This is a genomic window from Sphingomonas faeni, assembly GCF_040407505.1.
In the GTDB taxonomy this organism is placed as follows: domain Bacteria; phylum Pseudomonadota; class Alphaproteobacteria; order Sphingomonadales; family Sphingomonadaceae; genus Sphingomonas; species Sphingomonas faeni_E.
Map to the genome: position 1 here is coordinate 13,983 of NZ_JAPZPQ010000008.1, position 15,104 is coordinate 29,086.

A 15,104-nucleotide genomic window follows, 5' to 3' on the forward strand; every position below is an offset into this window, starting at 1 on the left:
CTCGCGGTAGTCTCATGCTCACGGTTCGGTTACCTCTTCATAACAGCCAGCGCGCCTCAGTTGCCGGACAATCCCGTTGAAAGCCGCGGTCACGCCCTGTGCCCTGCCAATCTCGTTCTCTTGGGCTGCGGCATCCCAGTAGAGTTCGAGTGGCCAGCGTTCCGGGCAGTGCGGCAGCAGGCAGCGCAGCGCCAACCGGATCTCGACGACATCGACGCGAGCGTCCGAGCAGCGCGCAACGCCGCCCCGCAAGATATGCACCGATAGCGCGATGACAACGCGTTGATGACGGACGAGCTTGGCCATCAATGGAAGTCGTGAGATTTGAACTTCACGACAGCTTCCGGATCCATGCCGTCCGCATGGGGCGGCCAGTAGGAATTGCGCGGGATCGGGCTCCAACCCTTGTCGCCACGATCAGGGGAACCGGCATGTTTTGCACCGTCGCCGCGACCGGTCCTGTGCGGGAAGGACATCTCGCCAACCCGGTGCAGCAGGTCCCCGTGGTCGATGATCCGGTCGCAGATGACGTGGATGACCTCGCCCTCCTTCTGCACCCTGCCCTTCATGCCGATCATCGACGCTGACATGACGGTACGGCGTTGGCGCTCGAACCGATCGGGCCACAGGATGCCGTTGGCGATCCCGGTCTCGTCTTCGATCGTGATGAACAGCACGCCCTTGGCAGACCCGGGCTTCTGGCGAACGAGGATGATGCCGGCGACCTCGACATGGCGCCCGTCGCGGATGGTGGCCAGGTCCGCGCATTTGGTCACGCCACGCCTGGCCAGTTCATCACGCACGAAAGTCAGCGGATGCGCGCGCAGCGAGAGCTGCAGTGCCCGGTAGTCCTCGATCACCTCGCGACCATCGGTCAGTGGGCGCAGTTCGACATCAGGCTCGATCCCTTCCGTGCTGACGGCCTGGTCCGCGCGATCGGCCGCGGCGAACAGTGGCAGCGGCGCTTCGCCGAGCCCCCTCACCTTCCACAAGCCCTGCCGACGATCGGCACCAAAGCTATGAAAGGCATCGCCGTCCGCGAGCTTCTCGATCACGGCGCGCTGCACGCCCGATCGTCGCCACACGTCCTCCACGCTTTCGAACGCGATCAGCTCGCGCGCACCGACGATCTTGGCGCCGTCCGCGTTGGACAGGCCGCGGATCTGCCGGAGTCCCAATCGTACGGCGAGGTACCGCCCGCCATACGGCTCCAGCGTGCAGTCCCAACGGCTTGCGTTCACGCAAGGGGGGCGAACCACAACGCCGTGCTCGCGTGCATCGCGCACGATCTGGGCGGGCGCGTAGAAGCCCATCGGCTGCGCGTTCATAAGGCTCGCGCAGAACACGTCCGGGTGATGATGCTTCACCCACGACGAGGCGTAGGAGATCTTGGCGAACGAGGCGGCATGGCTTTCGGGGAAGCCGTAGGACCCGAAGCCTTCAAGCTGGCGGAAGGTGCGCTCGGCAAACTCACGTGGATAGCCGCGCTCGACCATGCCCCCGATCAGCTTTTCGCTGAAGTGCGACACGCCGCCTGTGAATTTGAACGTCGCCATGGCGCGGCGCAGCTGATCGGCTTCGGCCGGCGTGAACCCCGCGCCGACGATCGCGACCTTCATCGCCTGCTCCTGGAACAGCGGCACGCCAAGCGTCTTTTCCAGCACCGCGCGCAGCTCGGGTCGTGGGTATTCCGGTTTCTCCAGCCCTTCGCGCCGGCGCAGATACGGGTGGACCATGTCGCCCTGGATCGGTCCCGGTCGTACGATCGCAACCTGGATGACGAGATCATAGAAGCGCCGCGGCTTCATGCGCGGCAGCATCGACATCTGCGCGCGGCTTTCGATCTGGAAAGTGCCGAGCGTGTCCGCCTTCGAGATCATGGCGTAGACGTCGGGATCGTCGTCCTGCAGATCGGCCAAACCGACCCGCAGCCCCTTGTCTACCTCGAGCATGTTGAAGGCGCGGTTCATGCAGCCGAGCATGCCGAGACCTAGCACGTCGACCTTCATGAACTTCAGCGCATCGATGTCGTCCTTGTCCCATTCGATGATCTGCCGATCTTCCATCGCAGCGGGTTCGATCGGGACCAGATCGTCGAGACGGTCATGGGTGAGCACGAAGCCGCCCGGGTGCTGCGACATGTGGCGCGGCACGTCAATCAGCTTGCGGGCCAGCTCGAGCGTCAGGCGCAGGCGACGATCGCCGATGTCGAGGTTCAGCTCGTTGACCTGCTTTTCGCCGACGCCCTCGGCCGACCAGCCCCACACTTGCCCTGCCAATGACGATGTCAGGTCCTCGGGAAGGCCGAGCGCCTTGCCGACATCGCGCACGGCGCCGCGCGCGCGGTAGCGTGTAACGACCGCGGTCAATGCCGAGTGGTTGCGGCCATAGGTCTCGTAGATCCACTGGATGATCTCTTCGCGGCGCTCATGCTCGAAATCGACGTCGATATCGGGCGGCTCGCGGCGCTCACCGCTGACGAAGCGCTCGAACAGCAGTTCGTGCTTGATCGGGTCGATGGAGGTAACGCCGAGCACGAAGCAGACGCAGGAATTGGCAGCTGAACCGCGGCCCTGGCACAGGATCCCGCGCCGGCGGGCCTCGCGGACGATCGCGTAGACGGTCAGGAAATATGGCGCATAGCCGAGCTCGCCGATCAGCCGCATCTCATGGGCGATCTGCTCGGTATAGGCAGCCGGCACCGCGCCGTTGAACATCGTGTCGACGGCGTCTTCCGCGAGCTTCTGCAGCGCCTCCTGCGCGGTCAGCCCGTCGATCAGCCGCTCATGCGGGTACTGATAGGCCAGTTCACCCAGATCGAAGGTGCACAGACGCGCGATGTCGACGCTAGCGCGCAGCGCATCGGGATACGCCTTGAACCGCCGGACCATTTCGTCGGGGGATTTGAGTGCACGATCGGCATTGACCTCGCGCCGGTAGCCGAGTTCGTCGACGGTGCATTTCTCGCGCACGGCCGTCACCACGTCCTGCAGCAACCGTGCTTCGGGCGCGTGATAGAGGACATCCCCCGTCACCACCGCGCGAACGTCAGAGCCACCCGCCTGCCGTGCCAGCGCGTCGATCCGCACGGCATCGTCCGGCCGGCGCCGCTGGAACAATGCCATATACCCGCGACGACCATAGACCATCTTCAGGTCGGCGAGCGCTGCCAGATTATCCTCGTCCGGCTCAACCGGCAGCAGGATGGCGATCATGCCCTCCGACCAGGGTTCGAGGTCATGCCAGTGGAGAAGACACCCGCCCTTCCCCGCCCGCTTCTTGCCCACTGTCAGCAGGCGCGTCAGGCGCGACCAGGCGGGGCGGTTGGTCGGGTAGAGCAGCAACTGCCGGCCACAGGATAGATTGACTCGTGTGCCGGCGATCGAGCGAACGCCCGTCGCCTTCTGCGCTTCCCATGCGCGCACCACACCCGCGACGGTGCCGATGTCGCTGACCCCGATCGACGGATAGCCGAGCAGCGCGGCAGCCGCGAACAGCTCCTCGGGGCTCGAGGCGCCGCGCAGTAGCGAAAAGTGCGTGAGGACCTGGAGTTCGACATAGTCGGTCATGCGAACACGCCGTGCATCCACCAGCTCAGATCGCCGGTATCCTCGACGAACCCGTCACCACGCCGGAACACCCAGTAGCGGCCGCCTGTCTCGTCCTCGACGCGGTAATAGTCGCGGACCGCCCACACCTCCGCGTCACGGCGCCACCACTCACCGTGGATCCGCTCGGGGCCATCGCCAGCCACCACCTTGTGCGGCCGGCCGCGCCACTCGAACCGTCGGGGCGGCTGATCGGGCATCAGCGCGATCACGCCCCACAGCGGTTCGGGCCTCGCCAGCAGGCGCGTCGGTCGCCGCCATTTTGGCCAGCCCGTGGGTGCCACCACCGGGTCGGCACGCATGACGGCGCGCTCGGGCACGTGACTTTCGACTGGCGCGATCCGGAACACAGCGTCAGCACCGATGCGGCCGGCAACGACGTCAACGAGACGGGCCGGGTCACGCACGAGTACCTCACCGGCGAGAACCGCACCGAGGTCGACCGCGTCGAGTGGCTCGGTATGTGATGCTGCCAGATAGAATTGCTCGAGCCCCAGGCCCGGATCGATCCGCTCGATCCTGAGCTTCATGAGTCGCAACAGGTGCGAGACCTCGCGCGTCGGGCGTGAGGTGCCGACGGCCACGACCTGCTCGGTACCATCGACGCGTAGGCCACCGAGCCGCAGCGATCGTACGCCAAGCCCTTTCGCGCGCAGCAGTTCGGCCATGTCGCCGAGCAGATCCTCCATGACCTGCGCAATCGCGTCTGTGGTGACGATCGGTTCGAGCAGCCGGCGCTCGACGATCGGCATGACCTCGTCGGTGCGCGGCGTGATGGGTTCGGCGACCGCACCGAGCGCCTGATCGAGCCGCGTGATCGCCGCCAGCCCAAGCCTGCGTGCCAAAGGTCCGCGGGCTACCGGCAGGAGATCGGCCACGCGTTCGAAGCCGAACTTGCGGGCAGCAACCAGCGCTGTGCCTGCAAGGCGCAGTGCAGCGACCGGCAGGCCGCTGAGCGCTTCGACCGTCCGCCCTGTGGGCACGATCGCGATGTCGGCAGGCCCGAACCGGGCAATAGCGTGTGCCGCGCCCGGTGTGTCTGCAACCGCCACGCGGGCGGTGAACCCGGCACGCTGGCAAAACGCGCGCAGACGCCGGCAGAACCGTTCTTCCCCGCCATGGAGATGCGCGCAACCGGTCAGGTCGAGCCACAGTCCATCGGGCGGTGTGGCTGCTGCGATCGGCGACCAGCGGCGCACCGCGCGTAGCGCGAGCTGATCCAGCATCGCGGCATCCGCCTCCGTCTCGGACGGTCGGATGTCGAGATCGGACACCAGCGCACGCGCATGGGTCGCGGCCATCCCGATCGTGATCCCCAATGCTGCCGCGCCATCGCAGGCGGCGACCACCTCTTCGCGCCGGCCGACCTTGCCCACCAGCGCGAGCGGCGCCCGGTGAAACGCGGCAACGGTCGCCGCGACCCTGTCGTGACTGTCGGCTTGCGCAAACCCATGAAACGGATGGTTCGCCGCCTCCGATCGTCGGCCAAGTTCACGCATGGGTGGTTTCGCATGCGCGGGCAGCGCTGCGATCTCACCTTCCACATCCTGCCTGGTTGGCATGTCGGCACGAGCCCACCGCGCGCCCGGCCGCCACCCGCCGCCCCGCGGTACCGAACAGGCCCCTGGATCGTCGTCTACGGGAAGCTGAAGGGCTGGCCGCTCAGGCGGCCGCGTAGCGTGCCGGTCCAGCCGTCTCAGCCGTTCGATGGCCAAGTGCGGCAGGAACAGCGAGACAACCCGTCTCATCGCAGCCCTCCAAAATCATCGAAAATGCTTCGCCGCCACGCTGCCGTGCGACCTCGACCTGCCACCGCGATCGGCCGACGCCGGCGACGCCCAGGCGCTCGGACGACGCACTGGCGATCCGCCAGCGCGTCCAGGCCGCAGACGGCTCAGCGAGCGGATCCTGGTCGCGATTACGTCTGCGTCGCAGGATGAGAACGGGAATGTCGGCGTCGGCCGCGACCAGTTGCAGGCGCCGGGTCGCCACCATCGACATCCGGCTAACCTCGGCGATTACCGCTGACGGCGTTCCATCGCGCACAGCGTCTTCGACGACGGCCAGCAAGGCTGCATCGTCACGGGGTTGTGCGTGAATCAAGTCGGCAGATGATAGCCCCGCCTGCTCCAAGCCCGGCGCATAGAGATCGTTGCGACAGCTCACCCACAGCACCGGTCCGCCTGTATGCGCCGCTTCTCGCGCGGCGATGCCTGTGAGGAACAGCGTTGCTGCGGCATCGTCGACCATCGAACAGCTTTGGGCGGCGACCTCGTGCAGTGCTCCAGCGCGAAGGCCCCTGCTTGCGAGGCGATCGTCGAGCGCAGGGATACCGAACGGCATGATGCGGTGATCCACCACCGGCGTTGCGATTGTCCGCAGGTGGGCGATGGTTGTCGGCAGGGACTCGAGGGCGGTGATCATGATGTCTAGACTCTACCTGTTCCCTTTATGTTCCGTTACCAGAACCGTTTGGTCAAGCGTCAGACTCGATACTCATGTGGATAAGGTTCCGGCTACGAACGCTGCGAAGCGCGTTTAGCTATGTGTCGCGGAGGCGGGCTATCGGACCTGCGCGTATGTGGACGACTGTCGTCGGGCATGCGATCAAGTGTGCGGGATCCAGACCGTTTCCTCGCGGTGTCGAACCTTCGTCAGCCGTGCCTTATCGCCGAGCTCGCCAAGGGATGAGTTTGGCTCCGACATCCCGCCAAGTGCATGAAATGCAATCCGGATTAGCCTGTTTTGCATTCGCCATTGCCCGGCCTGCCGGATACCAAGGTGACGCCTTTCAGGCATCCTCTCCTAAAAACTTCCCGGGTCGCTTTTGGCGGCCCTTTTTTTTGCCCGGACGCAGCCGGCACAGCGTTTCCGGTGCTCCGAGCTACCGGACGTTCGCGTATAGCGATCGGCTGTCATCGAGCATGCTGATGGGTGTCGGGGTGATCCAGTCCGCCCCCCGCATCGGATATGGGCCGTAGAACAGATCGCCGAGCGCACGCCGGTAATGTGCGTTCATCCAACGTCGACGACGATGTTCAGGGCCATCGTAAATCATGTGGCAGCGCTGGCAGAGCGCTGCCAGCTGGTTAAGCGCGCTGTCACTGGGGTCATGATTGAGATGCGCGCAGGCCAGCACCACCGGTGTCCATTTGCCTGAATCGAGGATGTTCTCGGTCGGTCGGCGAACACGTCTGCCGTCGCCGTTACGCCAATACGACCGGCCTTTGTCCCACCAGCGTCCGTCCCCCAGGTGGAAGACCCGTTGCCCGTGCGGGCGCCCGCAATGTTCGCAGCGTCCGCCTGCCCGTATAAAGCGGACCAGATGCGATAGCTGGGGCCAATCGATTGGATACAGGAAGATATGTTCTGGGCGGATCGGCATCGGTGCCGTCCACCAACATCATCGCTGATGGTATGTCTAGCGACGTTCTGGCGCTTCGATGTTCTTGCTATGTCCTACAGGCAAACATTCGTGCATTCGACGGTCAGCTGAGTCGAAACGGATCGAATGCGATGGGCTATTCAGGAACACACTGGCCGGAAGGGCTGAACGACGAAGAGGCGCTGCAGCGTTTGCAAACTCTATGTCTGGGTGCCTGCGATGGCATTCAGGATCTGGCGGACGACACGCGCTACAAAGCGCTGCGTCGGGCGCTGCTTGGCCGGACGGACCTGCGGCCGTTGGCGCCGGCCTTTGTCGCAGCGCAGCCCAGTCTTGAAGCGTTTGTACGCCATGCCCGGGAAACGAAGGATCGCACCCTGCGGCGTGAGATGGTCCGTGAGCAGTTCAAGGCGCTATGGGACGAGGTTCGAGGACCCGATACCGTCAGTTCAGCGTCCTGGACTGGGCGCCCTTCCCTGCGCGAGCATGCCGCTGTCATTCAGGCGCTAGCACCTGTTGCCCTGGAAGCTGTGCAACGGCTGATCGACGATGAAGAGCTTGCCCGCGACAATGGTGGCCCGGTCGATGCTGATCGGGCGGTAGCCTTGCAGCAGCTGAAGGCGCTGCACCATGCGCTGGGCGATCTAATCGCGGCAGTCGATCAAGGTCGATCGCTCGATCCGATGCTCGAACGGCTCCGGCTTGTCCGCCAGGAGGCGAAGGTCGCGATCGGTAAGGCGACAGCTGCACTGCCGGTCACGACGTCGGCGCTGATCGCGTTCGGCAGCGTTGTCGGCATCGTCGAGTTCTTCGTCGGCAATGTCGTTGTTGCGGTCGCTGCCGGGGGCATCGCAGGCAATACGCTCAAGGACGCGATGCTGAAGAAAGAGGCACCTTCCAGTCATAAATAAGTTGTTGAACCCGTCATTTGCTTTTAGATGAGGGCTGGCGTGCTCGATCAAATAAACCCATCGTCGCGGGGTAGAGTTTACGCGAATGGGCTTACTAGCCGTCATCGCGATCAAATATCTGATCTTCAGCTAAGAGATGAGCTAACAAACCTAGCACAGCGCACCCTGGCTCCAACTACACGCCCGATCTTAGAGGAGATCGAGTGCGCGTAGCAGGGAAAGGACCGCCAGCACGATACTCAAAATACATTCAACCCAGGCCATTTTCTATCTCCGTTTAGTCGTTCGGTAGTGTGCGCATATATTACAGCGAGCGGGCGCCAGATCTTTGCATTTCACTCGTCTCAGCTGGGCTCTCTGCAGTCACGGCCAAATCGGATTGGGAGGGCAATATACGACGCTGGACGGCGTGAGACGGGCCAGGACGGTGGAATACGGAGAATGGCCATCGACGCTGCGAATTCAGACCGTTACCGCATCCTGAACGGTGATAGATCGGACACTTCGGCATCATGCCCACGGCCCGCGTTATATTTCAGGCACAGGAAAAGATCGGGGTGATCTGCGTCGTCCTTCTTCGTGCCGGCATATTACAAAGAGGGGATATGAAGGCGCTCGCTGCTGAGATCGCCGTACCGTATACGACCCTTAAAACTTCGGTGGCTGGGGGGCGGCTATCGCCAAAGATCGAGGATGCTATTGCGTCGCTTGCCAGGTTTGACCGGGAGCATGACAGCTGGGTCGATGACGCGGTACCTGAGGCGAGGCGACGCTCTTGCACGGTTGAAGGCTATGCCGGCCGAGACACTGCCGAAGAATTTCGGCATCACTTGGACGGAATTTGGCGGGGCGGCTCAGTAACCTTCAGGTCGACATTACGTGAATTCAACGCCGTCGACCCGCATATGGTACGCCACGAGTTCACCGATCTCGGACAGTCGACAGCCGCTGGTACGGCGATGCAATTTTTCCTCGCCGTACACTTCGAGCCGTTTTTTCACAAAAGCGGCATGATTTTCGGATTTAGGAAGGCGACCGTGACGCTGGAGATCAGTTGCGTAAATGGTGCCCGAGCGGTGCACCGGCTTGGCTCGCCTGTCCCTGTTCAAATCGGCAACGCTGTCCTTTCGGGCGACAAGATGGCCCAACGGCTCCGCTGGCAGATCGAACGAGACGATCCTGAGCCAGCGATATTGTCTGGCGAATATGCGACCCGTGATGCACCGATCGTCACGATCGAGGATTACGACGACGGTACCGTCCTGATGTCTCGCGTCGAGGTCAACCTGTATGATCGGGCAACGTGCGCCAGTCAGGACACCGCAGAACCCTCGCCCAACAAGCAGGCGCTTATAGAGCAAATCTTCTCGAAGCAGCTTGCTGACACGCAAGCCACCAATGGATGGGTAGCACTTACCCGACAAGAAAACGTCATCGCGAGGTACGAAAGATGAGATACTTCAGCGCGCATGCGTCCGCGATGATCGATCGGGTCCTGTCGGCTGCCACGGACGACTTCACGCTGCTGGTTCAGGCTGCCGGCCTAGATCCTAAACGGGATTTCACGAATGCGCTTTTGCGCAATGTCGATTTCGGTGGTGCAAATCTTTGCGGTTTCAATTTCTCCGGGACGACGTTTGTGTCCTGCCGGTTCAACGGGGCATTCGTCAGCGAAGCGAATTTCGATGCCGCATGTTTTGAGGGAGACGATCTACATCTCGCAGCCGACTTCGACGCTTTTTCCCACGCGGGGCCTGGAGAGATAGGGGTAGCGGTCGCCAAGCGGGAATTGCCAGTCGGCATCGATCGCGCGCTCGCAATGTCATCGGCGTCGACAGCACCGCAAGACTCCGCGGACTTAGCGCCGATGCCAGAGTATTTCGGCGAAGGTCCCCATTGGGTTATTCGCTGCCTGTGCGAAGTCGCAAACATCAAGGCGCTTCGTTACCGGCTTGGCGCTCCTTTCGTGGATGACCTTATGTTTCATATCGTTGACCGTATCGGGGGGGCACTCCCGACGCTGAAAATTGGCATTACCCAATCCGTCATTGATATAACTATGCGCGGCGACGGCCCACGTTCGGCGGAAGCCGATATTGAACAGCTGAAAGAGGTCCTAGTACGGCCCTTCGAACGGGCTGGCGAGAAGGTGCAGCTAGAGCTTTTCCTTGGCGCCGCAGCTGCCCCGATTGATGATCTAGAGGAAATTAACCTTCACCAATCGGCCGAACTAGCTCTGGAACGCGCCCGCATGCAATACCGCGTGGTCCTTATCGATATGACACGTCCTGACGAAGTGTTCGCTCGGTTGGGGTTAGTAGCGGACTTGGCGCAAGCGATCGAACGCAATGAATTGACCATTCATTACCAGGCCAAGATTCATCTACGACGTCGAGCAATTGTTGCCGCGGAAGCACTAATTCGCTGGGAACATCCGACGCTTGGAACGATCATGCCTGCGGATTTTATTCCGTTGGCAGAAGAGAACGGACAGATAGAAGTCCTGACTTTGTGGATGTTGCACCAAGCAATTGCCGATCATGAACAGATTTCCGGCCCGAGTAAGGAATTCAGGATATACATAAATCTGTCGACTGAGCTTCTAAACGAAGACAAATTTGTTCTAAGTATTTGCAATATGCTGTCCGATGGGGATGCGCAAAAGATCGGTTTTGAGATTACGGAGACGGCTGTGATCCGTAATCCGGAGCGAACGATATCCAATCTACGAAGGCTATCCGATCACGGCGTACGACTTGCCGTGGATGACTATGGTGCAGGGCTGTCGTCACTCGCCTATCTGAAAAATCTCCCCGCTGATGAATTGAAAATCGACAGGACTTTCATATCCCAGTTAGCTAGTCGGACTCGTGACCCCTTGCTTGTGCGATCGACGATAGATTTAGCGCACGCGCTCGATATGGAGGTGACTGCCAACGGCGTTGAATCGCATGCAGCACTGGACATTCTCAGCGCTATGGGCTGCGACATGGCTCAAGGTTTCTACATTTCACGCCCTGTTGGGATCGACACATTCAGAAAGCTAAATTCCGACGACCACATTCGGTCGGTCCTTCACAGTGAACCTGCGCGCCCCTCGTTAGGTAAACGGCTATGGAAGTCCGCAGAATCTCGCAGCGATCCAAAGGTTTAGTATTGAGTACGGTATCGCCTGCTTGCAGATTAGGGTCGAGTTCTTGCTAGACTGTCGAATTTCTATTGTCTCTTGAACGTGAGATTACGAACCAAGAATGCGGCATCGCCTCCTTGCATTGGGCGACCTTCAATGTGTCCCCGCTCCTTCGGGTTCCCAGATTTTGGCCTGTCGCAGCTCTGTCATAACGATGTTGGCATCGTAGCCTTGATGTCGGCAGCCTAGCCCACGCTGGTCGGCAACCCCGCGGCTACGAGCTATCACCGCAAGACAACACAAGATCGGCACTTCGCGGCAGGATTTACCTTATTGCAAACATGTTGTTATCGTATGCTAACTGAGCCGGCAGATGCCTGGCCCGGAGGGGGGTAACCGGCGTCGATGAGCAAAGCGGATAACACGCATGAGGCGAGCGCTTCTGCGATCGGCTACCTTTTCCAGTGCCGTTATGCGCTGTTAGCGGGTCTTCGAGCCATTCCCGAGAGACCTCAGCTGGCTATCTCAATCGAGAAGTTCGATGATGTTGCCTTCGACGCTCGTGGTGAACCAACCCAACTAATTCAGACGAAACATCATCTTGGCAAGGCAGGAAGTTTGACCGACGCCAGCGTCGATCTGTGGAAGACGATCCATATCTGGGCGAAGCGTGTTGCAACAGACATCGACTCACCGTTCCGGGTAAGCTTCAATCTGCTCACTACCGCACTTGCACCTGCTAACTCGGCAGCGTCGTTCCTTCGTATTCACGATCGCAACGAAAGAGAAGCCGACAAGCTTCTGATGGAAGTCGCCGCCACCTCGAAGAGTCAGGAAAACAAAGCCTCCTACGCGGCATACGCCGGGCTGCTACCTAGCCAGCGCCTTAACCTTCTGAAGGCGGTCGTCGTACTCGATCGTTCGCCTAATATCGTCGATGTGCGAGATGAGATCGCACGCGAGCTTTACCACGCTGCGCCGCGCGATCAGGTTGATCACCTCACACAGCGGTTAGAAGGCTGGTGGTTCAGCATCGTTATCGATGCTTTGACCGGAAACGGCCCGTCATCAATAGCCGTCTTGGCGATTGATCAGCGTGTCGACGAATTACGCGAGGAGTTTAAGCGTGGTGCCTTGCCGATCGACTTCGGCGCTGTCGAGCCACCTGCGGCGGTGATTGCAGAACTCGATAGACGCCCCTTCGTTCGCCAACTGAGACAGATAAATGTTGGAACCAGCCGCGTCGAATGGGCAATCCGCGATTACTACCGAGCATCGGAGCAGAGATCGCGATGGGCAAGAGAAGATCTACTGGTTGACGGCGAACTAGCAAAGTATGAGCGCGATCTTCTGGAGGCTTGGGAGCCCCGCCATGCCGCTCTTCAAGACGAATTAACGCCAACTTGCCCACCAGCCAAGAGGGTTCAGCTAGGACAGGGTCTATTCCGTTGGGCTGAGCAGGAGGCGAACTATCCACTGCGATCAGTACGAGATCGCTTTCTAACGCACGGTAGCTTTCATATCCTTGCAAATCGATACGTGCTTGGCTGGCATCCCGACTACAAAGTAGATTCCCCTTCATTATCGGATGAGGCTTAAACAGCCATGCAGCCATGGCCATCACGCGTTGTCGAAGAGGCAAACCTTTTCAATCCAGCTTTCTGCACGACACTTATTGCAAAGAGTGTAGACGAGCATCGCAAGAAGGTTGATCGACCATTGCCTTTTTCGCTTTGTTTTATTGTTCTTCCTATCATCCTTCATCAAGAAACGCGCTCCGCCTTACCCGGAACGATTCTGACATCGATGTTGTCTTGGGTGCAAGATCATCGCAACCAACTTGTGGGATTTGCACAACGCGTCGAACGAATACGGCCTATCACACGCGAGACACTGCTCTTCGGCTTGCAGCATCAGGTTCTCTCCCTCAACGACAATGGGGACGTCGAACTCGGCAGCAAATATCGCTCTGCGACAGAAAAACGAACCGAACTTTTTACTGATGAAGCACGCGAGTGTGTCGATCGTGCGGGCTTCATAGGTCGCTGGTTTGCAACAGCAGGTACGACCGCGACCATCTACGCCGCTTGGAGTGTAACCCCATGAGCCTGCAAATCGCGAAGATCGTTCTCTATAATCATGACGGTGACCGGCGCGAACTTCCGTTTCGAACTGGCGCTCTTAATATCATCACCGGCGCGTCAAAGACCGGAAAGTCGGCCATCATCGATATTGTAGACTATTGCACGGGAAGAGGCGATTGCAACGTAGCCGATGGGGTGATCCGCAAATACGTGAGCTGGTATGGAATTCTGTTTCAACTAGGCGACGGACAGATATTCGTCGCTCGCAAAAATCCTCCGCCAGGGGAGCGCACCGACTCTGACGTCTATTTTGCTCGCGGAAGCGAACTCGAGATTCCGGCGTACGAATCCTTGGTGAAGAACACGACCGTGAACACGCTCAACAAGTTCCTAGGTGCCGCAATAGGCATCAGCGAGAACGAGCACCGTCCGGCAATGCCTACGCGTGATCCACTAGAGGCTAAGTTTCGTCACGCCATTTTGTTTTCCTTTCAGGATCAGAACGACATCGATAGCCGACAACGCCTGTTTCATCGTCAGGGCGAGGACTTCATCGGTCAGGCGATCAAAGACACCCTCCCCTACTTCTTGGGTGCGATTGATGAAGACCGGCTCCTCAAGCAGGCGCAGCTCGACCTTGCCCGGAGGCGGCTTCGTCAGCTCGAGCGTCAGCTTCGCGAGGCCGAGGCCCTTGATACCAGCAGCTTTCCAAGGGCCCAGTCGCTTTTGGACGAAGCCAGACAGGTTGGGCTGATCGATGAGCGTACTGCGGCAACGAGCTATGATGCCGTTATGCGTGTCTTTTCGGGCATCCTTGCCGACACACGCGTACGCGACGACGTCGTTATGGGGGACGGTGAGGATCTTCTCAGTAGCCTTCGGTCCGAGCGGCAGGGACTTCGCTCTGAACTTGAGCAAGTGAATGCCCAAATCAGATCGACACGCACCTTCACGTCCGAGACGAGCGGTTATGAACGAGAAACCAAAGAACAACGTGCTCGCCTCAGTTCGATAAGCCTTATCAAAGGCGCACCGCACGATCACACCCAATGTCCCGTCTGTGATAGCCACTTGAGCAGTCCACCTCCAACGGTCGCTCAGATAAGTCGCTCGCTGCACGAACTTGGCGAACAACTTGAGGCAGTCGAAGCAGAAAATCCGAGGCTGCAACTACGCCTTGCCGCGTTGCTGCGTGACGAAAGCCTTATCGAGGAGCGTCTACGGGAAAATCAGCATCGCATAGCCGCTCGTATGCGAGAAAACGAAATCATGCGGGTCCAGCAGGAGAACTTCATCCTTCAAGCTCGTGCAACCGGTAAGATCACGCAATACGTGGAGACGGTGACAAGCACCGATGGCGCCTCTCATTTTAGAGAGGCGGTCGGAACTGCTCGATCGCTCGTCGACACGCTCGAGGCGGAATTGGATCCGGTCGCTGTACGTGAAAAGCTCGCAGCCTTCTTGAACATCATCGGCCGTTACATGAGCACGTATTCCGATCGGTTGGAGCTGGAGCATCGCGGCAGCACACTGCGACTGGATATTCGCAATCTTACCGTCGTGGCAGATACCTTGGACGGCGCCGTTCCCCTTTTTCGCATGGGCAGCGGCGAAAATTGGGTTGGTTACCATGTGCTCGCGCACCTCGCCTTGCATAAGTGGTTCAGGCAAAAGAGTCGCCCTGTTCCAGGCTTTCTTATTCTCGATCAGCCATCGCAGGCGCACTATCCGCCGGAGTATGACGCCAATGGATCGCTAGATGTACTGGACGACGAGGATCAGACGGCAGTTCAGCAGCTTTTTAGGCTTATTGCCGACGCCGCAACGGAGTTAGCTCCGGACATGCAGATTATCGTCATGGATCATGCAGATCTATCCGGCGCCTGGTTTGAAGACGCCGTCACGGCACGCTGGCGCAAAGGCGACAAGCTCATCCCTGCGGCGTGGATCACCGAGCAGACCTGATGATTGTCAATATCTGTGAGT

Annotated in this window: 11 protein-coding genes; 6 read left to right on the plus strand and 5 right to left on the minus strand. The window is 60.0% G+C overall.

Annotated elements, in window-relative coordinates; translation table 11 throughout:
* Nucleotides 1-18: 18 nt before the first annotated feature.
* The 5 genes from O6X71_RS18390 to O6X71_RS18410 form a co-directional block, all read right to left on the minus strand.
* Nucleotides 19-306, minus strand: coding sequence for a hypothetical protein (locus O6X71_RS18390; protein WP_056056312.1), 288 nt, complete (start codon nucleotides 304-306; stop codon nucleotides 19-21).
* Complete coding sequence (locus O6X71_RS18395; RefSeq protein ID WP_353467161.1) at nucleotides 306-3,569, minus strand: error-prone DNA polymerase; 3,264 nt, start codon at nucleotides 3,567-3,569, stop codon at nucleotides 306-308. Before O6X71_RS18395 ends, O6X71_RS18390 begins: the two co-directional genes overlap by 1 nt.
* Nucleotides 3,566-5,107, minus strand: coding sequence for a Y-family DNA polymerase (locus tag O6X71_RS18400; protein ID WP_353467162.1), 1,542 nt, complete (start codon nucleotides 5,105-5,107; stop codon nucleotides 3,566-3,568). The genes O6X71_RS18395 and O6X71_RS18400 overlap by 4 nt, the downstream gene beginning before the upstream one ends.
* A gap of 163 nt (nucleotides 5,108-5,270) precedes the next feature.
* The gene (locus O6X71_RS18405) at nucleotides 5,271-6,032 is read right to left on the minus strand and encodes an ImuA family protein (RefSeq protein WP_353467163.1); all 762 of its coding nucleotides are present in this window, start codon (nucleotides 6,030-6,032) and stop codon (nucleotides 5,271-5,273) included.
* Nucleotides 6,033-6,492: 460 nt separating this feature from the next.
* Nucleotides 6,493-6,993: a hypothetical protein gene (locus tag O6X71_RS18410; protein ID WP_353467164.1), complete on the minus strand. Its 501-nt coding sequence runs from the start codon at nucleotides 6,991-6,993 to the stop codon at nucleotides 6,493-6,495.
* A gap of 2 nt (nucleotides 6,994-6,995) precedes the next feature.
* Between O6X71_RS18410 and O6X71_RS18415 the strand changes: the two genes are divergently transcribed.
* The 6 genes from O6X71_RS18415 (at nucleotide 6,996) to O6X71_RS18440 (ending at nucleotide 15,083) form a co-directional block, all read left to right on the plus strand.
* Nucleotides 6,996-7,904, plus strand: a complete 909-nt coding sequence (locus tag O6X71_RS18415; protein ID WP_353467165.1) for a hypothetical protein — start codon at nucleotides 6,996-6,998, stop codon at nucleotides 7,902-7,904.
* Nucleotides 7,905-8,509: 605 nt separating this feature from the next.
* Nucleotides 8,510-9,358 (plus strand): hypothetical protein, encoded by an 849-nt coding sequence (locus tag O6X71_RS18420; RefSeq protein ID WP_353467166.1) that lies wholly within the window; start codon nucleotides 8,510-8,512, stop codon nucleotides 9,356-9,358.
* Between the two features lie 26 nt (nucleotides 9,359-9,384).
* Nucleotides 9,385-11,058, plus strand: coding sequence for an EAL domain-containing protein (locus tag O6X71_RS18425; protein WP_353467167.1), 1,674 nt, complete (start codon nucleotides 9,385-9,387; stop codon nucleotides 11,056-11,058).
* 381 nt (nucleotides 11,059-11,439) lie between these two features.
* Nucleotides 11,440-12,633: an ABC-three component system protein gene (locus O6X71_RS18430; RefSeq protein WP_353467168.1), complete on the plus strand. Its 1,194-nt coding sequence runs from the start codon at nucleotides 11,440-11,442 to the stop codon at nucleotides 12,631-12,633.
* Between the two features lie 6 nt (nucleotides 12,634-12,639).
* Nucleotides 12,640-13,140 (plus strand): three component ABC system middle component, encoded by a 501-nt coding sequence (locus tag O6X71_RS18435; RefSeq protein WP_353467169.1) that lies wholly within the window; start codon nucleotides 12,640-12,642, stop codon nucleotides 13,138-13,140.
* Nucleotides 13,137-15,083, plus strand: a complete 1,947-nt coding sequence (locus O6X71_RS18440; RefSeq protein WP_353467170.1) for a DUF3732 domain-containing protein — start codon at nucleotides 13,137-13,139, stop codon at nucleotides 15,081-15,083. Before O6X71_RS18435 ends, O6X71_RS18440 begins: the two co-directional genes overlap by 4 nt.
* Nucleotides 15,084-15,104: the final 21 nt, after the last annotated feature.

Excerpts from the sequence above, each read along its gene's own strand:
- O6X71_RS18430 (WP_353467168.1), top strand. The coding sequence starts at position 11,440 with ATGAGCAAAGCGGATAACACGCATGAGGCGAGCGCTTCTGCGATCGGC.
- O6X71_RS18435 (WP_353467169.1), top strand. The coding sequence starts at position 12,640 with ATGCAGCCATGGCCATCACGCGTTGTCGAAGAGGCAAACCTTTTCAAT.
- O6X71_RS18400 (WP_353467162.1), bottom strand. The coding sequence starts at position 5,107 with ATGCGTGAACTTGGCCGACGATCGGAGGCGGCGAACCATCCGTTTCAT.
- O6X71_RS18395 (WP_353467161.1), bottom strand. The coding sequence starts at position 3,569 with ATGACCGACTATGTCGAACTCCAGGTCCTCACGCACTTTTCGCTACTG.
- O6X71_RS18390 (WP_056056312.1), bottom strand. The coding sequence starts at position 306 with ATGGCCAAGCTCGTCCGTCATCAACGCGTTGTCATCGCGCTATCGGTG.
- O6X71_RS18420 (WP_353467166.1), top strand. The coding sequence starts at position 8,510 with ATGAAGGCGCTCGCTGCTGAGATCGCCGTACCGTATACGACCCTTAAA.
- O6X71_RS18425 (WP_353467167.1), top strand. The coding sequence starts at position 9,385 with ATGATCGATCGGGTCCTGTCGGCTGCCACGGACGACTTCACGCTGCTG.
- O6X71_RS18410 (WP_353467164.1), bottom strand. The coding sequence starts at position 6,993 with ATGCCGATCCGCCCAGAACATATCTTCCTGTATCCAATCGATTGGCCC.
- O6X71_RS18405 (WP_353467163.1), bottom strand. The coding sequence starts at position 6,032 with ATGATCACCGCCCTCGAGTCCCTGCCGACAACCATCGCCCACCTGCGG.
- O6X71_RS18440 (WP_353467170.1), top strand. The coding sequence starts at position 13,137 with ATGAGCCTGCAAATCGCGAAGATCGTTCTCTATAATCATGACGGTGAC.